This window comes from Streptomyces caeruleatus, assembly GCF_001514235.1.
Taxonomy (GTDB): Bacteria; Actinomycetota; Actinomycetes; order Streptomycetales; family Streptomycetaceae; genus Streptomyces; species Streptomyces caeruleatus.
In genome coordinates, this window is record NZ_KQ948926.1 from 429,861 (window position 1) to 450,601 (window position 20,741).

General features: G+C 71.2%; 20 protein-coding genes. 12 read left to right on the forward strand and 8 right to left on the reverse strand.

What is annotated here, in order from left to right:
• Nucleotides 1-171 precede the first annotated feature (171 nt).
• The gene (locus AQJ67_RS10775; RefSeq protein ID WP_062717867.1) at nt 172-978 is read right to left on the reverse strand and encodes a nuclease-related domain-containing protein; all 807 of its coding nucleotides are present in this window, start codon (nt 976-978) and stop codon (nt 172-174) included.
• A gap of 112 nt (nt 979-1,090) precedes the next feature.
• On the opposite strand from AQJ67_RS10775, the gene AQJ67_RS10780 reads away from it, so the two are divergent.
• The 6 genes from AQJ67_RS10780 (at nt 1,091) to AQJ67_RS10805 (ending at nt 7,280) form a co-directional block, all read left to right on the forward strand.
• Nucleotides 1,091-1,597: a protein-tyrosine phosphatase family protein gene (locus AQJ67_RS10780; RefSeq protein ID WP_062717869.1), complete on the forward strand. Its 507-nt coding sequence runs from the start codon at nt 1,091-1,093 to the stop codon at nt 1,595-1,597.
• A 102-nt stretch (nt 1,598-1,699) separates the two neighbouring features.
• Nucleotides 1,700-2,473 (forward strand): hypothetical protein, encoded by a 774-nt coding sequence (locus tag AQJ67_RS10785; protein WP_062717871.1) that lies wholly within the window; start codon nt 1,700-1,702, stop codon nt 2,471-2,473.
• Nucleotides 2,470-3,705, forward strand: coding sequence for a sensor histidine kinase (locus AQJ67_RS10790; protein ID WP_062717872.1), 1,236 nt, complete (start codon nt 2,470-2,472; stop codon nt 3,703-3,705). Before AQJ67_RS10785 ends, AQJ67_RS10790 begins: the two co-directional genes overlap by 4 nt.
• Nucleotides 3,706-3,833: 128 nt before the next feature.
• Entirely contained in the window at nt 3,834-5,216 is a 1,383-nt protein-coding gene (locus AQJ67_RS10795; protein WP_062717874.1) for an FtsW/RodA/SpoVE family cell cycle protein, read from the forward strand.
• On the forward strand, nt 5,213-6,688 hold the full coding sequence (locus tag AQJ67_RS10800) for a penicillin-binding transpeptidase domain-containing protein (protein ID WP_062717876.1): 1,476 nt from the start codon (nt 5,213-5,215) through the stop codon (nt 6,686-6,688). Before AQJ67_RS10795 ends, AQJ67_RS10800 begins: the two co-directional genes overlap by 4 nt.
• Nucleotides 6,689-6,761: 73 nt before the next feature.
• Nucleotides 6,762-7,280 (forward strand): DUF3291 domain-containing protein, encoded by a 519-nt coding sequence (locus AQJ67_RS10805; protein ID WP_062717878.1) that lies wholly within the window; start codon nt 6,762-6,764, stop codon nt 7,278-7,280.
• A gap of 17 nt (nt 7,281-7,297) precedes the next feature.
• On the opposite strand, the gene AQJ67_RS10810 is transcribed toward AQJ67_RS10805, so the two are convergent.
• Nucleotides 7,298-8,422 carry a ferritin-like domain-containing protein gene (locus AQJ67_RS10810; RefSeq protein WP_062717880.1) on the reverse strand — a complete coding sequence of 375 codons (1,125 nt, stop codon included), beginning with the start codon at nt 8,420-8,422 and terminating at the stop codon, nt 7,298-7,300.
• Nucleotides 8,423-8,548: 126 nt separating this feature from the next.
• Between AQJ67_RS10810 and AQJ67_RS10815 the strand changes: the two genes are divergently transcribed.
• The 4 genes from AQJ67_RS10815 (at nt 8,549) to AQJ67_RS10830 (ending at nt 11,868) form a co-directional block, all read left to right on the forward strand.
• Nucleotides 8,549-9,487 carry an AurF N-oxygenase family protein gene (locus tag AQJ67_RS10815; RefSeq protein WP_062717882.1) on the forward strand — a complete coding sequence of 313 codons (939 nt, stop codon included), beginning with the start codon at nt 8,549-8,551 and terminating at the stop codon, nt 9,485-9,487.
• Between the two features lie 166 nt (nt 9,488-9,653).
• Complete coding sequence (locus AQJ67_RS10820) at nt 9,654-10,301, forward strand: TetR/AcrR family transcriptional regulator (RefSeq protein WP_062717884.1); 648 nt, start codon at nt 9,654-9,656, stop codon at nt 10,299-10,301.
• On the forward strand, nt 10,294-10,611 hold the full coding sequence (locus AQJ67_RS10825; RefSeq protein WP_208614940.1) for a hypothetical protein: 318 nt from the start codon (nt 10,294-10,296) through the stop codon (nt 10,609-10,611). The genes AQJ67_RS10820 and AQJ67_RS10825 overlap by 8 nt, the downstream gene beginning before the upstream one ends.
• Nucleotides 10,612-10,713: 102 nt before the next feature.
• Nucleotides 10,714-11,868 (forward strand): C40 family peptidase, encoded by a 1,155-nt coding sequence (locus AQJ67_RS10830; RefSeq protein WP_062717888.1) that lies wholly within the window; start codon nt 10,714-10,716, stop codon nt 11,866-11,868.
• Here AQJ67_RS10830 and AQJ67_RS10835 read toward each other — a convergent pair.
• From AQJ67_RS10835 to AQJ67_RS10855, 5 genes are read right to left on the reverse strand one after another with little or no spacing between them, the layout of a single operon-like run.
• A complete protein-coding gene (locus tag AQJ67_RS10835; RefSeq protein WP_062717890.1) occupies nt 11,786-13,039 on the reverse strand; it encodes a styrene monooxygenase/indole monooxygenase family protein in 1,254 nt (417 codons plus the stop codon). The genes AQJ67_RS10830 and AQJ67_RS10835 overlap by 83 nt on opposite strands.
• A gap of 24 nt (nt 13,040-13,063) precedes the next feature.
• Nucleotides 13,064-13,702 carry a GTP-binding protein gene (locus tag AQJ67_RS10840; protein WP_062717892.1) on the reverse strand — a complete coding sequence of 213 codons (639 nt, stop codon included), beginning with the start codon at nt 13,700-13,702 and terminating at the stop codon, nt 13,064-13,066.
• Nucleotides 13,683-14,111 (reverse strand): DUF742 domain-containing protein, encoded by a 429-nt coding sequence (locus tag AQJ67_RS10845; protein ID WP_062717894.1) that lies wholly within the window; start codon nt 14,109-14,111, stop codon nt 13,683-13,685. Before AQJ67_RS10845 ends, AQJ67_RS10840 begins: the two co-directional genes overlap by 20 nt.
• Nucleotides 14,108-14,611 carry a roadblock/LC7 domain-containing protein gene (locus AQJ67_RS10850; protein WP_062717897.1) on the reverse strand — a complete coding sequence of 168 codons (504 nt, stop codon included), beginning with the start codon at nt 14,609-14,611 and terminating at the stop codon, nt 14,108-14,110. The genes AQJ67_RS10845 and AQJ67_RS10850 overlap by 4 nt, the downstream gene beginning before the upstream one ends.
• Nucleotides 14,608-17,727 carry a nitrate- and nitrite sensing domain-containing protein gene (locus AQJ67_RS10855; RefSeq protein WP_079055880.1) on the reverse strand — a complete coding sequence of 1,040 codons (3,120 nt, stop codon included), beginning with the start codon at nt 17,725-17,727 and terminating at the stop codon, nt 14,608-14,610. Before AQJ67_RS10855 ends, AQJ67_RS10850 begins: the two co-directional genes overlap by 4 nt.
• A gap of 432 nt (nt 17,728-18,159) precedes the next feature.
• Between AQJ67_RS10855 and AQJ67_RS10860 the strand changes: the two genes are divergently transcribed.
• A complete protein-coding gene (locus tag AQJ67_RS10860) occupies nt 18,160-18,948 on the forward strand; it encodes a protein phosphatase 2C domain-containing protein (RefSeq protein WP_062717901.1) in 789 nt (262 codons plus the stop codon).
• A gap of 90 nt (nt 18,949-19,038) precedes the next feature.
• Here AQJ67_RS10860 and AQJ67_RS10865 read toward each other — a convergent pair whose 3' ends face one another.
• Nucleotides 19,039-19,551 carry a MarR family winged helix-turn-helix transcriptional regulator gene (locus tag AQJ67_RS10865; protein WP_062717902.1) on the reverse strand — a complete coding sequence of 171 codons (513 nt, stop codon included), beginning with the start codon at nt 19,549-19,551 and terminating at the stop codon, nt 19,039-19,041.
• 253 nt (nt 19,552-19,804) lie between these two features.
• Here AQJ67_RS10865 and AQJ67_RS10870 point away from each other — a divergent pair, with 253 nt between their 5' ends.
• Nucleotides 19,805-20,644, forward strand: a complete 840-nt coding sequence (locus AQJ67_RS10870) for a lysozyme (protein WP_062717904.1) — start codon at nt 19,805-19,807, stop codon at nt 20,642-20,644.
• The last annotated feature ends 97 nt before the right edge of the window (nt 20,645-20,741 follow it).

The window sequence follows — 20,741 nt, forward strand, 5'->3', positions numbered from 1 at the left end:
GGGGGGGGCGTGGGGGCTTCCTCGCCGTGTGTGGCTGACGGTTGGTGGGGGCTGAGCGCGCAGTTCCCCGCGCCCCTGGGGGGTGAGCGGGCCGTAGGTTTCAGGGGCGCCGGTGTTTTTTGGGGGCTGGGGGTGTAGGTTTCCGCGGCTCTGGGGTCGTGAGGGTGTCCCTCAGGCTTGGGCGGACCACACTCGGCGGTCTCTCGCTATCGCGTGGAGGGACTCCACGTCTGCCGGTTTCAGTACGCCGCCCAGGTGGGCCAGGCCTGGTAGGTCGGTGTGCTGGAGGACGCGGATGTCCAGGTGGGGGGCGGTGATGGTGATGTCGGTGGGGGCGAGGAGGGCGAGGGCTGGGTGGACCTCGGCGGTGAGGGCGTGGGAGGCGCGGTCGGCGTTGTGGCGGAGGTGGCGCAGGAGGGGGGTGGGTTCGCGGCGGCCGAGGGAGATCATCGGGTCGGCGACGGTCACCTTCTGCTTACGGGCGTAGAGGGAGTGGACGGCGAACAGGCCGCCGGGGCCGAGCAGCAGATGGTGGATGCGGTCGCCGCCCGGGAGCGGCACGGAGTGCAGCGTGTGCCAGCCCGCGCCGTCCAGACGGTCCAGGGCCTCGCCGACCGTCTGCTCCGCGGTCAGCGCCCGGCGACGCGGGTCGGCGCGCAGCCGGTGGGAGGGGCCCGGGTCCCGGTCGAGGGCGACGAGGAGCGCCTCGCCGGGGCGGTTGGGCGCGAGGTCGTCGTCCGGGTGGAGGGCCAGCCGGGCCAGTTCGGCGGGGGTGGGGACCGGGGGCGGGCCGATGGTCACCGGGCCGGTCACGAAGGGGCCGAGGGCCTCCAGCACAGCGTCCTCGCGGTCGGCGGAGAGCAGGTTGATCCTGGCTGCCTCCCGGTCGTACCAGGCGACGTTCCGCCCGTCCTTGAGGCAGACGTAGAGCCGTTCCTGGCCGTGTCGCCAGGTCGGTATGACGCGCAGTCCGCTCATGCACCATCACCCCACTGACCATGGGAACAGGCGGGGTGCTGCGGGGGCAAGAACCCGGTTACCTTTGAGAGGAGTTGGGCAGACCGCCCTGGGGGTGGTTGGGGAGGCGCCGTTGCGTACCCGCAGGAAGCAACCCGACGTACCGGCTCCGGACAGCCCGTGGAGCGAGATCGAGCCAGGCCTGTGGATGGGCGGGCACGAGTTCCGGGGGCAGTCGGGGCGACTGGAGTTCGCGGTCGTCCGGGACCAGTTCGATCTCGTACAGACGCTGCTGCGCCTGCCCGGGCACGGGCCGGATCCCGGCGTCGAGCACCATGTGTGGCCGATTCCCGACGGGCCGCTGGACGGGACCCAGCTCGCGGGGGTGATACGGCTGGCGGAGGCGGCGTGCGAGGCGCTGGACGAGGGCCGCAGGGTCCTCGTCCGCTGTTGTCACGGGTACAACCGCTCGGGGCTCGTCGTCGCCCACGCCCTGACCCGCCGGAGCCGCTCCCCCGAGCAGGCGATCCGGCTGATACGCTCCCGCCGCTCTCCCTGGGCCCTGCACAACGAGCTGTTCGTCGACTACCTCCGAACCGGCCTGTCGACCGCCCGGCTCCTCGAAGAGCTCGCCGAGTAACCGTTTCCCACCGTTTCGCCCGTCCGCCCACCGGGTGCGCAAAAAGGACTTCCGTCCGAATAGTGTGTACGGGCCGACACCGCCCCGAGCCCCAGGAGAACCGTGCCCCGCAGCCGCCCCACGCGCGTCACCGCGCTCGTCGCCCTGCTGCTGGCGGCCGCGACGGCCTGCGGTGACGCCGGGGAGCTCCAGGGCGCGGGCCCGACCGAGACCGCGGTCAGCCCGGACAAGCTCTGGCCCAGTCTGACGCCGGCGTCCCGTCCCGCGTATGAGATCGGCGAGGTGAACCGGGAGGCCGTGAAGGGCGTCACCGTCCCCGGCGGGGATCTGCGCGACGTGAACCCGGTGGAGGTCGTCCGCAAGGAGATCGCCAAGAGCCGGGGGGACTACGAGGGCGCCGACGCGCCGTACCGCGACACCGGCCGGCTGATGGCCGACTGCGCCAAGGGCGCCGGGCACGGGAAGTGCCCGGTGCTGCGGCCGTACTACCGGGATCTGACCGGCGACGGGCGGCCCGAGCTGACCCTCGGGTTCCGGCTGCTGCCGGGCAAGACGACCGCGGTGCGCGTCTACACCGTGGAGAAGGACCGGCTGGTGCAGGTGATGAGCTGGGACGACGCCGTCAGCGCCGTCGAGCTGGCCCGGCGGTCGGTGATCATACGCTCACCGTCCGAGGTGGCCGGCTACGAGTACCGGCTCCAGTGGACCTGGGACGCGGACCAGAAGGCGATGCTGCTCACGCACGACGAGATGCTGCGCACCGGCCCGCGCAAGAAGAAGACGCCGAGCCCCTCGCCGTCGCACCCCGCCTCGCCGTCACGCTCCACCTCACCGTCCGGCTCGCATTCCGCGTCCCCCTCGGCGAGCACCCCATGAGGCTCGGGCTCCCCCAGTGGGCCGGCACGCTCGCCGCGAAGGCCGCCGTCTTCATCACGGTGATGTGCTGCGCGCTCGCCGCGCTGCTCGGCATCCTGGTGCACGTCTCGGTGACGAACCAGACCGTCGGCCAGGCCCGCGAGCTCGCGCTGTCCCGGCTGGAGGACGCGACCGCGGCGTTCGAGGCCGGCGACACCCTCCGGCACGGTGTCTCCGTCGACCCGCCCGAGCTGCCGGACTCCCTGCGCGAACTGGCCGTCGCCGGGGAGCGCGGCACGATGGTCGCCGACTCCCGGGGGCGGCCCACGATGTGGGCGGCGGGCCCCGCCGACGGTGCGCACGCCCTCGCGGTCGAGGTCGACTACTCGCAGCAGGCCCGCACCATCGAGGGTCTCGACCGGGCGATCCTGTGGTCGTCGGGGCTGGCGATCGGGGCGACGCTGCTGGTGGGCGCGTTCGCGGTGACGCGGGTGACGCGCCGGTTGCATGCCACGGCCCAGGTGGCCCGGCGGATCAGCGGGGGCGCCCTGGACGCGCGCGTCGACGATCCCCGTACGAAGGACCCGACCCGGCCGCAGGACGAGGTGGCCGCCGTGGCCGCCGCCCTCGACTCCATGGCGTCGTCGCTGCAGAGCAAGCTGCTGGCCGAGCAGCGGTTCACCGCGGACGTCGCGCACGAGCTGCGTACGCCGCTGACCGGGCTGCACGCGGCGGCGGAGTTGCTGCCGCCGGGGCGGCCGACGGAGCTGGTGCGGGACCGGGTGGCCGCGTTGCGGACGCTGACCGAGGACCTGCTGGAGATCTCGCGGCTGGACACCGGGCGTGAGCGGTCGGAGCTGGACACCGAGCCGCTCGCCGCGCTGGCGGAGCGGGTTGTCCGGGCGTCCGGGACCGAGACCGAGGTCGTTGTCGTGCGGGACCTTGTGGTGGAGACCGATCGGCGCCGGCTGGAGCGGGTGCTGGGGAACCTGGTGGCCAACGCGCACAAGCACGGGCGGGGGCCGGTGTCCCTGACGGTGGACGGGTCGGTGGTCACCGTTCGGGATCACGGGGACGGCTATCCGCAGTATCTCGTCGCGCATGGGCCGCAGCGGTTCCGTACGGAGGGTGGGGCCAAGGGGCATGGGCTGGGGCTGACCATCGCGTTGGGGCAGGCGGAGGTGCTGGGGGCGCGGCTGTCGTTTGCCAATGCGGTGGATGGGGGTGCTGTCGCGACTCTGGTGTTGCGGTGAGCGGGGGAAGCGGAAAAGGGCCCGGGCCCACAGGTCGTTTGCCGTCTGCCCGCATCCGAGGTACTCCTAGCCACGCTGGTGCTGAGCCATAAGGCACACAAGACGGACTAATTGTGTAAGTTCCGGACATGACCAAGGCCGGAACCACCCTGGTGGCAGCGGACACGCCCGCTCCCGCCGTACGTCTCCCCCGGCGCCGTGGCATCGAACTGGCCCTCATCGTCGTGGCCGTCCTGCTCTCCGTGTACGGCTACTGCGCGGTCGGTATCGCCCAGCACGGCACCGTCCCGCCCGGCGCCGCCGGCTACGGCGCCGGGCTCGGCGTACTCGCGTTGGTCGCGCATCTGGCGGTGCGTCTGCGCGCCCCCTGTGCCGACCCGTTGCTGCTGCCGATCGGCGTGCTGCTCAACGGCCTCGGTCTGGTCCTGATCTACCGGCTCGACCTGGAGACACCGGACGACCTGGCGGCCCCCGCCCAACTCGTGTGGTCCACCCTGGGCGTGGCGCTGTTCATCGTGGTCGTCCTCCTGCTGCGCGACCACCGGGTCCTCCAGCGCTACTCCTACGTCTGCGTCGTCGCCGCCCTCGTGCTCCTCACCCTGCCGATCTTCTTCCCCTCCGTGAACGGCGCCCGCATCTGGATCCGGATCGCCGGATTCTCCATCCAGCCCGGCGAGTTCGCGAAGGTGCTGCTGGCGGTGTTCTTCGCGGCGTATCTGGCCGCCAACCGCAGCGCGCTGGCGTACACGGGCCGGCGGGTCCTCGGGATCGACCGGCTGCAACTGCCCACCGGGCGTGTCCTCGGCCCGATCGTCGCCATCTGGCTGCTGAGCGTGGGCGTCCTGATCCTCGAACGCGACCTCGGCACCTCGCTGCTGTTCTTCGGCCTGTTCGTGGTCCTTCTCTACGTCGCCACCGGCCGCACCGGCTGGATCGCGCTCGGTCTGCTGCTCGCGGCGCTGGGCGCGGTGGCCGTCGGGCAGTTGGAGCCGCATGTGCACGGCAGGGTCGAGGACTGGCGGCATCCGTTCGCGTCGATCGAGGCGGGCGAGGGCCCGAACCAGCTGTCGCAGTCGCTGTTCGCGTTCGCGGCGGGCGGCATGCTCGGCACGGGGCTGGGCCGCGGTCACTCGATCCTGATCGGCTTCGCGGCCAAGTCGGACTTCATCCTCGCGACGGCCGGGGAGGAGCTGGGCCTGGCGGGCCTGTCCGCGATCTTCATCCTGTACGGCCTGCTGGTGGAGCGCGGCTACCGCGCCGGGCTCGCCCTGCGCGACCCCTTCGGCCGGCTGCTCGCGGTGGGGCTGGCCTCGATCGTGGCGCTCCAGGTGTTCGTCATCGCGGGCGGGGTGACGGGCCTGATCCCGCTGACCGGTATGGCGATGCCGTTCCTGGCGCAGGGCGGCTCGTCGGTGGTGACCAACTGGGCGATCGTGGCGCTGCTGATCCGGGTGAGCGACAGGGCGCGCAGCCGGCTCGGCGTGCCCAAGGGCGAGGAGGCGGCCCGATGACCCGGCACATCCGCCACGCCGCCTTCTTCTGCGCCGTACTGCTGGTCGCACTGCTGGTGAACGCCGCCCGCATCCAGGTCTTCGAGGCCCCGTCCTACGACGACAACATCGCCAACCGCCGCACCACGATCTCCCGCTTCGGCCAACCGCGCGGCGACATCCTGGTCGACGGGGCCCCGGTCACCGGATCCCGCGACACCCGGGAGCCGCTGCGCTACGAACGGACGTACACGAACGGCCCGATGTACGCCCCGGTCACCGGCTTCGCCTCCCAGGTGTACGGCACGACCCTGCTGGAGCACACGGAGGACGGCGTCCTGTCGGGCACGGACCCGCTGCTCTCGCCCTTCCCGCTCTGGAACGGCTCCGCCCGCGACCGGTATCCCAGCGGCGACGTCGTCACCACTCTCCGCGGGGCCGCGCAGCGGGCGGCGTACGAGGGGCTGGCGGGCCGCAAGGGGGCGGTGGCGGCCGTGGAGCCGGCGACGGGCCGCGTCCTGGCGCTGGTGTCGGCCCCGTCGTACGACCCGTCCGTGCTGTCCGGGAACCGTTCGGCGGTGGCCCGGTCCTGGGCGACGCTGAACCGCGACCCGGACAAGCCGATGCTGAACCGGGCGGTGCGCAAGACGTATCCGCCGGGTTCGACCTTCAAGGTGCTGACGGCGGCCGCCGCCCTGGACTCGGGAGTGATCGAGGACCTCGACAAGCCGACCGACTCCCCCGACCCCTACACCCTTCCCGGCACCAGGACCTCCCTCACGAACGAGTCCAAGGGCTGCAAGGACGTCCCGCTGCGCAAGGCGTTCGAGTTCTCGTGCAACACGGTGTTCGCGAAGCTCGGGGTCAAGGTGGGTGTGGACCGGATGGCGAGGACCGCGGAGGCCTTCGGCTTCAACGACGCGGACCTGAAGATCCCCTACTCGGTCGCCGAGAGCACCTTCGACACGAAGGTGGACAAGGCGCAGCTCGCCCTGTCGTCGATCGGCCAGTACAACACCCGTGCCACCCCGCTCCAGATGGCGATGGTCGCGGCGGCCGTGGCCAACGGCGGTCAGGTGCGCTCGCCGTATCTGGTGGAGCGCACGACCCGGGCGGGCGGTTCCACGGTGTCGACGGGCGGGTCGCGCCCGGCACGGCAGGCCATGCGGCCCTCTACGGCCGTCCTCCTCAAGGAACTCATGGTGGACGTGGTGCGCGAGGGCACCGGCTCGAACGCCTGGATCCCGGGTGCGACGGTCGGCGGCAAGACCGGCACGGCCCAGCACGGCCTCGGCAACTCCGGGACCCCGTACGCCTGGTTCGTCTCCTGGGCGAAGGGCGACACGGACCTGGAACCCAAGGTCGCCGTCGCCGTCGTGGTGGAGGACGCGGACGCCGACCGGGGTGAGATCAGCGGTGGCGGGGACGCGGCGCCGATCGCGCGGGCGGTGATGGAGGCGGTGCTGAACTCGCCGTCGCAGGACGCCCGTTGACGACACAGCCCGGGCGCCCACGTACTGAGACACCCCCTGGACCTGCTGTCCGCCCCGACCTACCGTTCGGTACATGACGACATCTGCCGCTCCGGAAGCCGCCTACGAACTCGCCCAGGTCAACATCGCCCGCCTCAAGGCCCCGTTGGACTCCCCGCAGTTGAAGGACTTCGTCGACAACCTCGAACCCGTGAACGCCGACGCCGACGCCGCCGACGGCTTCGTGTGGCGGCTGAAGGGGAACTCCGGCGACGCGACCGATGTGAGCGTCTTCGGCGACGAGTGGCTGATCATCAATCTGACGATGTGGCGCGACACGAACGCGCTGACCGCGTACATGTACCAGGGCCGTCACCGCGAGATGCTGGCCCGTCGCCGGGAGTGGTTCGAGCGGGTGCAGGAGGCGATGACGGCCCTGTGGTGGGTGCCCGCTGGCCACCGCCCGACGGTCGCCGAGGCGGAGTCCCGCCTCCTCCACCTCCGCACGAACGGCCCGACGCCGTACGCCTTCACGCTGCGTACGTCGTTCCCGCCGCAGGGAGCGGAGCCGGTGCTCGGCGAAGTGCCGGACGGCCTGGGCTGCTCGGCCTAGGGCCCGTCAGAACACCCCTAGACCTCGCCCGCCCCCTCCTCGCTCGCCCCCTCCTCGATCGCCTGCCCGACCTCGGCGACCCGCTCCCGCTCCTCGGCGGCGAACCGCTCGGCGTCCAGCTTCTCGGCGATCTCCTCGTCCTGTGCCATCAGCAGGTCCAGATTCGAGTTCCCCATCTCGAAGACGCCCATGTCCACATAGGCCTGCTGAAGGCGCGGGCCCCACAGCCCGATGTCCTTCACACAGGGAACGATCCGGGAGAAGAGCAACCGCCGGAACAGCTGCAGGAACTCCGACCGCTCACTGATCTGCTCGGCCTCCGTCTTCGCGATGCCGAAGTTCTCCAGAACCTCGACACCCCGCAGCCGGTCCCGCATCAGATAGCAGCCCTCGATGACGAACTCCTCGCGTTCACGGAGCTCGGCATCGGTCAACTGCTTGTAGTAGTCCCTGAGCGCCATCCGGCCGAAGGCCACGTGCCGGGCCTCGTCCTGCATCACATACGCCAGGATCTGCTTGGGCAGCGGCTTGGTGGTGGTGTCCCGGATCATCCCGAAGGCGGCCAGCGCGAGCCCTTCGATCAGCACCTGCATACCGAGATACGGCATGTCCCAGCGGCTGTCGCGCAGGGTGTCGCCCAGCAGGGCCTGGAGATTGTCGTTGATCGGATAGAGCATCCCGATCTTCTCGTGCAGAAAGCGCCCGTAGATCTCGGCGTGCCGCGCCTCGTCCATCGTCTGGGTCGCCGAATAGAACTTCGCGTCCATGTCGGGCACCGACTCGACGATCCGCGCCGCACAGATCATCGCGCCCTGCTCACCGTGGAGGAACTGGCTGAACTGCCAGGAGGCGTAGTGCTTGCGCAGCTCGCCGCGCTCCCGCTCGCTCATCTTCGCCCAGTACGACGTCCCGTACAGGGCCATCGCCTCCTCGGGCGTACCGAGCGCGTCGCACGGATCGACCTCCAGGTCCCAGTCGATCCTGAGCTGCCCGTCCCACTGCTTGTCCTTGCCCTTCTGGTACAGGGCCAGAAGCCGCTCACGCCCGTCGTCGTACTCCCAGCCGAAACGGGCGGCACCGGCCGCGGGCACCTGCCAGAGCGGCTCTCCGGGGTCGTTGGCGTACAGGTCATAGGTCGGCATGCCCCGCAGGCTCACACGCGATAGACGAGGCGTCAACAAGTCGCGCGCAAGGGATTGACGGTCTTGCTGACAAGCAGTCTCATAAGACGCGGACGGCATACCCCCGGTAACAGAGGTGAGCGACCGATGACGACCCTGACGGAAGCCGACGCGCTCGACGGACTGCGCGACGCACTCGGCCTGCTCAAGGACCGCGAACAGGTGGCCGAACGCCTCCTGGCCTCCTCGGCCAAGCACTCCTTCGACCCCGACAAGGAGCTGGACTGGGACGCGCCCTTCGAGGAGGGCAAGTGGTTCTGGCCCCCGGAGCTGGTCTCGCTCTACGACACGCCCCTGTGGAAGCGCATGAGCGAGGAACAGCGGATCCTCCTCTCCCAGCACGAGGCCGCCGCCCTCGCCTCCCTCGGCATCTGGTTCGAGATCATCCTCATGCAGCTCCTGGTCCGCCACATCTACGACAAGGCGGCGACGAGCGCCCACGTCCGCTACGCCCTCACCGAGATCGAGGACGAGTGCCGGCACTCCAAGATGTTCGCCCGCCTGATCTCCCACGGCGACACCCCCTGGTACCCCGTCAGCCGCGCCCATCAGCACCTCGGCCGCCTCTTCAAGACGATCTCCACCACCCCGGGCTCCTTCACCGCCACCCTGCTCGGCGAGGAGGTCCTCGACTGGATGCAGCGGCTGACGTTCCCGGACGAGCGGGTGCAGCCGCTGATCCGGGGCGTGACGCGCATCCACGTCGTGGAGGAGGCCCGCCACGTCCGCTACGCCCGTGAGGAGCTGCGCCGCCAGATGGTGACGGCCCCGAAGTGGTCCCAGGAGTTCACACGGGTCACCTCCGGCGAGTTCGCCCGGGTGTTCTCCGTGGCCTTCGTGAATCCCGAGGTGTACACGAACGTGGGCCTGGACCAGCGGGAGGCGATGGCCCAGGTGAAGGCGAGCGGGCATCGCCGGGAGGTGATGCAGACCGGGGCGAAGAGGCTGACGGACTTCCTGGACGACATCGGGGTGCTGCGGGGGGTGGGGCGGCGACTGTGGAGGTCGTCCGGTCTGCTGGCGTGAGCGGGGCTGAGCTCGGGGGGTGTCGCTCGCCCGCGCCGGCGGCGCGCCGGCCAACCCAGGGGCGCGGGGCGGTGTCGATATGCGGCTCCGCCGCGCGGGCGCGACCAGCCACAACGCACCCGCAGCCGCCAAATCTCAGCACCCCTACGGCGACTAGGCTGCACACATGCCCCCAGCCGCCCCGGCCTACCGCCGCCTCAGCGTCGAGGAGCGACGTAGTCAGCTCCTCGACGCCGCACTGGAACTGTTCGCGCACCGTACCCCCGAGGACGTCTCCCTCGACGACGTGGCGGAGGCGGCCGGGGTGTCACGGCCCCTGGTGTACCGGTACTTCCCGGGCGGCAAGCAACAGCTCTACGAGGCCGCCCTCCGCTCGGCCGCCGAAGAGCTCCAGCACTGCTTCGACGAACCCCGCGACGGCCCCCTCCTTCCCCGCCTCTCCCGCGCCCTCGACCGCTACCTCACCTTCGTCGACGAGCACGACACCGGCTTCAGCGCCCTCCTCCAGGGCGGCAGCGTCGTGGAGACCTCCCGGACGACAGCCATAGTGGACGGAGTCCGCCGCGCCGCGGCCGAGCACATCCTCAGCCACCTTGAGGTCACCGACCCCGGCCTCCACCTGCGCATGACCGTCCGCATGTGGATCACCGCGGTCGAGGCGGCGTCCCTGATCTGGCTCGACGAGGGGAAGCAGCCCCCCGTGGAGGAACTGCGGGACTGGCTGGTCGACCAGTTCGCCGCCGTACTCTCCGTCACCGCGAACCGTGACCCCCAGACCGCCGCCCTGGCCGAGAAGCTCGCGGCGGATGGCTGACACTGGTGCCGTGAAGAGCGAAGACACCCCCTTCGAGGGCGGCCCCCTGGACGGCCGCGTCCTGCCCGTGCTGCTGGGCATCACCGGCCACCCGCCCAAGACGTACCGCGTCCCGGTCCCCGACCCGCACGGCGGCCCGCCCACGGTCCTCGTCTACCACCGCGTGCCGCGCACCCCGGGCCGCATGGGCCTCTCCCGGCGCTGGAAGTACGAGTACGACCCCGAGGGCAGGCAGACCCGCCGTCTGAACTGGCCGTGGTCCAAGCCAGCCGCCACGCCGCAGGGCAAGCCGGACGACACGAACGAGTGATCGGGTTCCGCCGACCCGAGCACACCCGTCGCGCGAACACGTCGTCCCGGGCTAAGGCTCGCGATGCGGAGCAGAGATCCTCTCCGCATCGGAGGTGATGACGTGTCAGGAAGGCTTCTGCGTCTGGCGTGTACGGCGGCGTCGGCCGCCACGATCCTCGCGTCGGCCCCGGCGCCCGCGACGGCGGCACCCGAGCCGTCGTCCCCCGACCCGCAGGAGCGCTCCACCGCGAGCCTCCTGACGGACCTTCAGCGGCTGTACCGACAGACCGAACAGGCCACGGAGACCTACAACGCCACCGAGGAGAAGCTGAAGAAGCAGCGCACCGAGGTGACCCGCCTGGACGCCGCCCTGGCCCGCGCCCGTGTCTCCCTGCACCACAGCCGGGGCGCGGCCGGCCGCCTGGCCCGCCAGCAGTACCAGAACACCTCGGACATCTCCCCGTACATCCGTCTGCTCCTGGCCCGCGACCCCCAGCACGCCCTGGACCAGGGCCATGTCATCGGCCTGCTGGCACGCGAGCGCGCGGCGGCGGTCGGCCGGCTGACCGGCACGGAACGCAAGGCCGACGAGCTGGCCCGCAAGGCCCGCAAGGCCCTCGACGCGCGACTCGCCCTGGCGGCGCGTCAGAAGAAGGACAGGGACACCGTGAAGAAGCGCCTCAAGAAGGTCGAGGAGCTCCTGGCGTCCCTGACCACCGACCAGCTGGCGGCCCTGGCCGAGTTCGAGAAGACCGGCATCGCCAAGGCCCAGCGGGCCTTCCTGGCGTCCGGCGCCCTGGCCAAGGACGACCACAAACCGTCCTCCGAGGCCGACCGGGCCATCCGCTACGCCAGGAAGCAGCTGGGAAAGCCGTACAAGTGGGGCGCCGAGGGCCCCAGGTCGTACGACTGCTCAGGTCTGACGTCCGAGGCCTGGGCCCATGCCGGCACCCCGATCCCCCGCACCAGCCAGGAGCAGTGGGCGCGGCTGGAGCGCATCCCGCTGACCGAGCTGCGCCCGGGCGACCTGGTCGTCTACTTCCCGGACGCCACCCATGTGGCGATGTACCTCGGCAAGGGCAAGGTGATCCAGGCTCCGCGCACCGGCGAGAAGATCAAGGTCTCGCCGATCGCGTCGAACCCGGTCCTGGGAGCCGTCCGCCCGCAGGAGCCCTCGCAGGCGGACAAGCAGGTCAGGTCCCGGAAACCGCAGCGAGATATGCCGCGGTCTTCTCCGGATCGTAGAAGAAGTTCTCGAAGTCAGCCGGGTCGTTGAACCCGTTGGCGAACCGGTCGGCGACCGGCGGCAGCTGTCCGGCCGCGCCGATGAGGTTCAGGATGTGCTCCGGCGGCGGCGCCAGCATCGCGTTGGTCCACTTGGTGACGTGCTGCGCGGTGGCCCAGTACCGGTCGAACGTGGCGCGCATCCACGCCTCGTCGAACTCCTTCTCCCCGTGCTCGACGATCGAGGCGAGGTAGGCGGCGGCGCACTTGGAGGCCGAGTTGGAGCCCTGTCCGGTGATCGGGTCGTTCGCCACGACGACGTCCGCGACCCCCAGCACCAGCCCGCCGCCGGGGAGGCGCCCGATCGGGTTGCGCACGGTCGGCGCGTACCGCCCGCTCAGCACGCCGCCCGCGTCCGTGAGTTCGGCCTTGGTGGCCCGCGCGTACTCCCAGGGGACGTACTTCTCCATGAGTTCCAGGGTCAGGGAGAGGTGTTCCGCCGGGTCCTTCACGCCGTCGAAGACGTCGAGCGGGCCGCCGGGTATGCCCTCCCAGAACAGGATGTCCGCGCGCCCGGACGTCGTCAGGGTGGGCATGACGAACAGCTCGCCGACGCCGGGGACGAGGTTGCAGCGCACGGCCTCCTGGTCCGGGTGCTCCGGACGCGGGCCGAGTCCGTGGACGTACGACACGGCCAGCGCGCGCTGCGGCTCGCTGTACGGGGACCGCTCGGCGTCCCGCTCGAACATCTGGACGAGCTCGCCCTTGCCGGACGAGATCAGCACCAGGTCGTACGTGCGGGAGAAGTAGTCGAGGTCGCCGACCGCCGCGCCGTGGATGACCAGCTGGCCGCCGCGCTGCGCGAACGTCTCCATCCAGCCGGCCATCTTCACCCGCTGGTCGACCGACTGCGCGTACCCGTCGAGGTGCCCCCGCCAGTCGATCGCCCGCGCCGCCGGACCCTCGCTCCAGGAGCCGGGGGCCGCCACCGAGACGCCGAGTCCTTCGATCTTCGGGGCCTGGGACTCCCAGAAGTTCAGCTGGAGATCGCGCTCGTGCTGGAGTGCCGTGTGGAACATGCACTGCGTGGACATGACCCGACCGGAGCGGATCTCGTCCGCCGTCCGGTTGGACATCAGGGTGACCTCGTACCCGTGCGACTGGAGTCCGAGGGCGATCTGGAGTCCGGACTGACCGGCTCCGACGACGAGTATCTTCCGCATCCGGGGCTGTTCTCCTACTCGGCTCTACTCGGGGGTTTCGTCCAGGGCGTGTCGGACGAGGGCCAACAGGGTCTCGATGGCCGAAATCCGACGCCGCGCGTCCATGATCATGACAGGTATGTGCGCGGGCACGGTCAGGGCCTCGCGGACGTCCTCCGGCTCGAACAGCTCGCTGTCGTCGAAGTGGTTGACGGCGACGACGTACGGCAGCCCGCAGCTCTCGAAGTAGTCCAGCGCCGGGAAGCAGTCCTTCAGACGCCGGGTGTCGGCCAGGACGACCGCGCCGATCGCGCCACGCACCAGGTCGTCCCACATGAACCAGAACCGCTGCTGGCCCGGCGTGCCGAACAGGTAGAGCACCAGGTCGTCGTCGAGCGTGATGCGGCCGTAGTCCATGGCCACGGTGGTGGTCTGCTTGCCGGGCGTCGAGGTGAGGTCGTCGGTCCCCTCGCTCGCCTCGGTCATCAGGGCCTCGGTCTGCAGGGGCGTGATCTCCGAGACGGCGCTGACCAGCGTGGTCTTGCCGACGCCGAAGCCGCCCGCCACGACTATCTTCGTGGCGATCGGGGCCCGGGTGCGGTCGCTCTGCCAGGGCTGTTCGGGCCCCTCGTCGGCGAGGAGCGGGGAGACGCCGCGAGCGACGTCAGAGACGACGGAGTCCACTCAGCACCCTTTCCAGCAGCGCGCGTTCCGGCCGGCCCGTGCCATGGCCGGTTCCGGTGCCGTACACACGGATCTTTCCCTGGTCCGCGAGGTCGCTGAGGAGCACCCGGACCACACCGAGCGGCATCTTCAGCAGCGCGGCGATCTCGGCCACCGTGCGCATACGGCGGCACAGTTCGACGATGGCCCGCATCTCCGGCATCACCCGGGTGGAGAGGGAGCCATTCGTCAGTTCCCTGCGCTCCTCGGCGGCCTCCAGCGCGGCCGTGCTGCCGACGAACGTCTCCACGAGGAGGACGTGGCCGAAACGGGTACGGCCGCCGGTGAGCGAGTAGGGGCGCACGCGGGCGGGCTTGCGGTCGCCGCCGCGGACGGGGAGCTGGGGCCTGCTGTGCGGGGCGTTGCTCATCGGGTACTCCCTGCCGACGCGGTCTCGAGGGACTTCCGTAGCTCGCTGCGGAGTTCGGGGGTGAGCACGTGGCCGGCCCGGCCGACGAAGAGCGCCATGTGGTACGCCACGACGCTCATGTCGCAGTCGGCGGAGCCGTGTACGCCGAGCAGTGAGCCGTCGCTGATCGACATCACGAACAGGCTGCCCTCGTCCATCGCGACCATCGTGTGCTTCACGCCGCCGAACTGCATCAGCTTGGCGGCGCCGATGGTGAGGCTGCCGATGCCGGAGACGATGGTGGCCAGGTCGGCGGAGGAGCCTCGCGGGCCGGTGGGCTTGTCGGGCCTGGTTTCCCGGGCCTCGGCGTTTCGGGCGTGGTCAGAGGAGAGCAGGAGCAATCCGTCGGAGGAGACCACCGCGACTGACTGGATGCCCGGCACCTCCTCGACCAGATTCGTCAACAACCAGTGCAGGTTGCGGGCTTCACTGCTCAGTCCGAAGGTACTGGGCGCGGTCAACTGCTTGCCTCCTCGACTGTGCCCCCCGTGGCTGCTTCGGATTCTGCTATCGGGGCCTTGTGCTGGCCCGTCTGTTCGGCGATCTCTGCCTGTACCTCGCGGTGTCCCGCCTCCGCTCCCCTGCGGAATCCGCCGAGTCTCCTGCGGAGGGCTTCGGCGTCTACGGTGCCGGTCCGCCGGCGCGGGGCCTGTGCGGGGGTGGTGATCTTCGGGGTTCGCTTGGGGAGGCCCTTGTCGGTGAGGGGGTCCTCGTCCGGGGTGCGGGTGTGTTCCGCCTCGGCTGCGCCTTCGGCGGGGATTTCGTTCCCACCCGCACCACCCGTGCGGCCATCGTCGTCGGGTGCGGGTGGCCCCGGTGGGGCGTCCGCACCGTCGGCGGCCGCGGGCAGTCCGTCACTCCCCGGCGGTGGCCCCAGTGGGGCGTCCTCACCGTCGGCGACCGCGGGCGGTCCGTCACTTCCCGGCAGTGGCCCCAGTGGGGCGTCCTCACCGTCGGCAGCCGCGGGCGGTCCGTCAGTTCCCGGCGGTGGCCCCAGTGGGGCGTCCTCACCGTCGGCAGCCGCGGGCGGTCCGTCAGTTCCCGGCGGTGGCCCCGGTGGGGCGCCCTCACCATCAGTAGCCGCGGGCAGTCCGTCACTCCCCGGCCCACCGAACGCCTCAGCCGCCGCCCCGCCATCCTGCGGCCCACCAGCCGCCGGGCCACCGGGTGTGCGCTCTCCGGACGCCGGCTCGGTCAGCGGCTCTGCCGGGAGCAGGAGTTCCATCGTGGTCTCGGCAGGGTGTTCGCGCTCCTGCTCGGGCTCGGGGGCCGTCGGGGGGGCCTGGGGGGTCTCCCGTACGGCTTTCTCCGCGAGTTCCACCAAGGGGTCGGTGGCCTTGGCGCGGCCGTGGAGGACGTTGGAGTTGGCCTCCGCGTCGGCGCCGGGGAGGGAGAAGGTGTGGGTGCCGTCGGGGTGCCGTGCGTCCGAGGGGACCGCGGCCGTGGGTGCGGGGGCCAGGAGGCCCTTCGGCAGGACCGCGACCGCGGCCACACCGCCCTGCTTCTGCTCGCGGAGCTGGACGCGGACGCCGTGGCGGTGGGCGAGGCGGGCGACGACGTAGAGACCGAGGCCCAGGCCGTCGTCGCCCTCCTGGTCGTAGGAGTGCTCGGGGTCGAAGTCGGCGAGGCGGGAGTTGAGGCGGGTCAGGCGCTCGCTCGTCATGCCGATGCCCTCGTCCTGGACCGACAGCATGACCTCGCCGCTCTCCAGCAGCCAGCCGGAGACCTCGACGGGCAGGTCGGGCGGGGAGAACGAGGTCGCGTTCTCCATCAGCTCGGCCAGGAGGTGGGAAAGGTCGTCGGCCGCGAAGCCCGCCACGTGCGCGTGGGGCGGGAGCGCCGCGATGCGTACGCGCTCGTAGCGCTCGATCTCGCTGACCGCGGCCCGTACGACGTCGACCAGCGGGACCGGTCCCGCGTGCTGCTGGACATGCTCGGTGCCCGCCAGGACGAGGAGGTTCTCGCTGTGCCGGCGCATGACGGTGGCGAAGTGGTCGAGCTTGAAGAGCGTGGCGAGGCGCTCGGGGTCCTGCTCGCGCTCCTCCAGGCCCTCGATGACCGCGAGTTGGCGCTCGACGAGGCCGAGGGTGCGCAGGGCGAGGTTGACGAAGGTGTTGCCGATGCTGCCGCGCAGGCGCTCCAGCTGGGCGGTCGATTCCGCGAGTTCGGTGCGCAGACCCTCGCGCGCGTCGGCCATCTTCTGCCGCTGGCCGACGAGGTGCTTGCGGTCGGACTCCAGGGTGGTGATGCGCTCGTGGCGGGCGAGGGCGTGCGCGTGCAGGGCGTTGACGGAGTCGACGACCTGGGCGAACTCGTCCTTGCGGCCGGTGAACTTGACCGGCTCCTCGGCCGCCGGGTCCTCGGCGCGGGCGAGCCGGGCGGAGCCGAGGCGCAGCACGGCGAGGGGCCGGGTGAGGCTGCGGGCCATACCGGTGGCGACGCCGACGGCGAGCAGCGTCAGGGCGCCGAGGATCGCGATCCGGATCTCCAGCGCGGTGACGTCGTCGTCGCGCAGTTGCTCCAGGTCCTTGGTGCGGCGGTCGTAGAGGGCGGACTCCACACCGCGCATCAGGTCGACGCGGGCGGAGAGGGCGGCCTCGGCGCGCTTGGTGTTCGTGGCCAGGTCACGGTCGGAGAGCGCGGGCTGGTCGGTGAGGGCGGCGAGATAGCGGTTGGCGGTGTTGACCTCGGGGCCGGTGACCGTGGAGTCGTACGACGTGCGTGCCGTCTTGGGCGCGGTGTCGTGGAAGTCGGCGAGGGCGGCGTCGGAGCGCAGCCGGGCCTGCTGGGCGGCGGCGCTGAGGGCGGCGCGCTGCCGGGCGTCGGCGTCCGAGGAGGTCTTCTGGGTGCTCGCGATGCCGGTGATCGGGTCGACGACCGTCTCGGTGGTGGTCGGCACGCTCAGCGCGGCGAGCAGCAGCCCCCGCGCGGCGGCGGCCTGCTGGACGGCGGAGTCCAGCTCGGCGAGCGCGTGGGCGCCGGCCCCGGCGCGGGGCGGCGTCTGCTCGGCCAGGCTCTCGGCGATCCGGTGGAGTTCGGTGATGGTGGCCGAGTAGGCGGTGTGCGTTTCCAGCGCGGTGCTCTTGCCGGTGAGCGCGCCCCTGCGTACGGCGGCGATGGCGTCGAGGTCGTCGCGCAGCGAGGCGGGGGCGTCGGGGTCGGCGCGCAGTTCCTCGACCTGCCGGTCGACGCGGACGCTGCGCTGCTCGCTGGGCGCCTTGGACTTGGGGCGGCCGGCGGCGACGTACGACGTGACCTCGTCACGCTCGTCGGCGAGGGAGTGGGCGAGCGTGAGCGCGTTCTCCGTCTGCTCGGCGAGGGTCACCAGTTCCTGGGAGTCGTGCAGTTGCGCTGAGGCGGTGACGACCGAGGGGACGCCTGCGCCCGCGATGGCGGCGGCCACGACGGCCACGGCGACGATCAGCCGGTTCCGTACGTGTGTCGGACGCCCCTTGCCCGCGGGTGGGGCGTCGCCTGTGGTGCCGGTCGCGGCGCCGGGAGTGGGCTGCGTGCCCCCTGCGGAGGCCGTCTGCTTGCCTGAGCGACGAGGCCGCGTCTTCTGCACCGGTGCTCGCATTCCTGACTCGTGATACCCATGGGTCCGGATGACGCTCCGTCAACTACCGCCGACCTCGCGTACACCCCTCCCCCAAGCTCTCGCCCGCGAGCGGAGCTCGCTGATTGATGCAGCATTCGAGCAGGGGGTGTCCTCACCGGTCCCCGACCCTCCCAGTGCCGGTCGGTGACGGCCGCGCATCACCTGACCCGCCACCCGAAGGAGTGAACCCCGGAGGGGAGTTGGCGGGCAAGTTCCTCCGGCGCGTGCACACGCCTTGTACGGCAGGCCGGTTGGACGTCTGCGGCACGCGGTGGCAGGATTCGCCGCCACGCCTTCCCGGAGCGCTCCATTCCATCCCAAATCCGACGTCTGACCTGCGAGCCATCGCTCATTCAGCAGTCGATGTGACCCCTTCGTGGACCTTGTGAAGGGCTCGTGCAGACTGGCCGAATGCGAACAGAGCTTGTTTCGGAGCCCGGCGATCCGGCCCGCCCCAACGAGGACTTCGCGAGCGTCGGCCTTCCCGCCTCGGGACAGGGCGGCGTACTGGTGGTCCTGGACGGAGTGACCCCACCGCGGGGTGAGACGGGCTGTCTGCATTCGGTCCCCTGGTTCACGGCCCGGCTCGGCGGAGCCCTGACCGAACTGACCGTTTCACTCCCCGATGTGCCGCTCGCCGAGGCGCTGAGCCGGGCCATCACACGTACCGCTGACGCACACGCCCAAACCTGTGACCTTTCTCACCCACGCACCCCACAGGCCACGGCGGTTCTGGCCCGCTGGTCGCCGGAGACGGTCGAGTACCTGATCCTCTCCGACTCGGCCCTCCTGCTGGAGTCGCCCGACGGCACCATCACCCCGTGCCTGGACGACCGTCTGGCCCGGCTCCCCCGTGCCTCGCTGGCCACGGACGCCCTGATCGACGCCCATGTCCGCAACAAGGAGGGCGGCTTCTTCACGGCGGCCGCGGATCCGTCGGTGGCGGCGCGGGCGGTGACGGGGGTGCTGCCGCGCGGTGAGGTCCGGGCCCTGGCGGCGCTGACGGACGGGGCGACGCGCTGGGTGGAGAAGTTCCGGGAGGGCGACTGGGGGGACTGCTTCACTTTCGTACGGAAGGAGGGGGCGCAGGGCCTGGTGGACCGGGTGCGGGCGCTGGAACGGGCGGACGCGGAGGAGCGGACGTATCTGGGGCGGAGCAAGACGCACGACGACGCGACGGTGGTGTACGTGGAGTGGTGAGCGGGCAGGGGCTCCCGTGCTCGCCCCGGCCGGCCCGCGGCCCGATTCGGCGCTCCCCGGTGAAGCGCCGCGGCACCCCTTCGGCCTGCCCTACTTCTCCATGCCCCGGTTCAGCTGGTTGAGCAGCCGGCCCAGCTCCGCGACCTCGCGCGGGTCCCAGTGGGAGAGCTGCTCCACATAGCGCGCCCGCCGTGCCTCGCGCACCTTGGCGACCCGGCCCCGCCCCTCCTCCGTGAGGTGCACCAGCCACGCCCGTCCGTCGGCGGGGTCGGGCTCGCGGGCGACCAGGCCCAGGTCCTCCAGAGCGCGCAGCTGGCGGGACATGGTGGCCTTGCCGACGCCGATGTAGGCGGCGAGTTCGGTGGCGCGCAGCCGACCGGACTCGTCGAGCCGCACCAGCAGCCCGTACGCCGCCGACTCCAGGTCGGGATGGACCTCGCGGGCCATCTCGCCCTGCTTGGCCCGGGCGCGCCGGAACAGAACGGTCAACTCCCGTTCCAGATCGAGGAACTCGGGCCGGCCCGGAACACCGCCGGACGCCTCCTCGGAGGGCGCGCTCGCCGACCGCCCTCGCCGTTCGTCCCCGTTTCCGTCTTCCCGCACGTCAGCCCCTGCCTCGATTTTCCCGGTCCTGAAAGTTTCCGCCGCCCGCCGTCGTTGCCGCAGCTCCGTCAGTATTTCGCAGGCTCAGACCAACGGCAGCCGCCGGACCCCCTTCCACCAGCTCTTCTCGCTGCCTGGCGGCTCTGCCGAGACCGTTGCCGACATGCCCACGCCACAGAGTGGCCGGACGGCGGCCGGTCACGGATACGCGCCACTTCCCCACCGAGCGTCACCGAGCCTGCGGAGGCACGCTATGCCCGTGCACAGACCCGAACCGCTCCGCTCCCGGCACACCCCTGTCGCCGGGCTCCTGCTCGCAGCCCTCCTGACCCTGACCCTCCTTCTGCTGACCACCCGGCCCGCCTCCGCGTCCGCCGACGATCCCCCGGCCCGCGGCTCCGCCCACATGGGCATGGGCGTCCTCACCCACGACGGCACGGACGGCGAACCCGTCGCTGACCTGGCCGCTCAGACGGAAGGCGTGGACGTCTCCAGCCACCAGGGCGACGTCGCCTGGTCGACCCTGTGGGACAGCGGGGTGAAGTGGGCCTATGTGAAGGCCACCGAGGGGACCTACTACACCAACCCCTACTTCGCCCAGCAGTACGACGGCTCCTACGACGTCGGCATGATCCGCGGCGCCTACCACTTCGCCACCCCGGACACCACCAATGGCGCAACCCAGGCCGACTATTTCGTCGACCACGGCGGCGGCTGGTCCCGCGACGGCAAGACCCTGCCGGGCGCCCTCGACATCGAGTGGAACCCGTACGGCGACGCCTGCTACGGCAAGACCCCGACCGCGATGGTCACCTGGATCCGCGACTTCGTGAACCAGTACAAGGCCCGCACCGGCCGCGCCCCCGTCATCTACACGGCGACGAGCTGGTGGAAGCAGTGCACCGGCAACCACAGCGGCTTCGCCACCGCCAACCCGCTGTGGGTCGCCCGGTACGCCGCCGAGGTGGGGGAACTGCCGGCGGGCTGGGACTACTACACGATGTGGCAGTACACGTCCTCCGGCCCGACCGTCGGCGACCACAACCACTTCAACGGGGCGCTCGACCGGTTGAAGGCATTGGCCGACGGATAGCACGACGCCCCCGGCTGGGGGTCCGGGGGTTATCCCCCGGAAGATGCAGCAACGGGGCGCTGGACCGGTTGAAGGCATTGGCCGACGGTTAGCACAA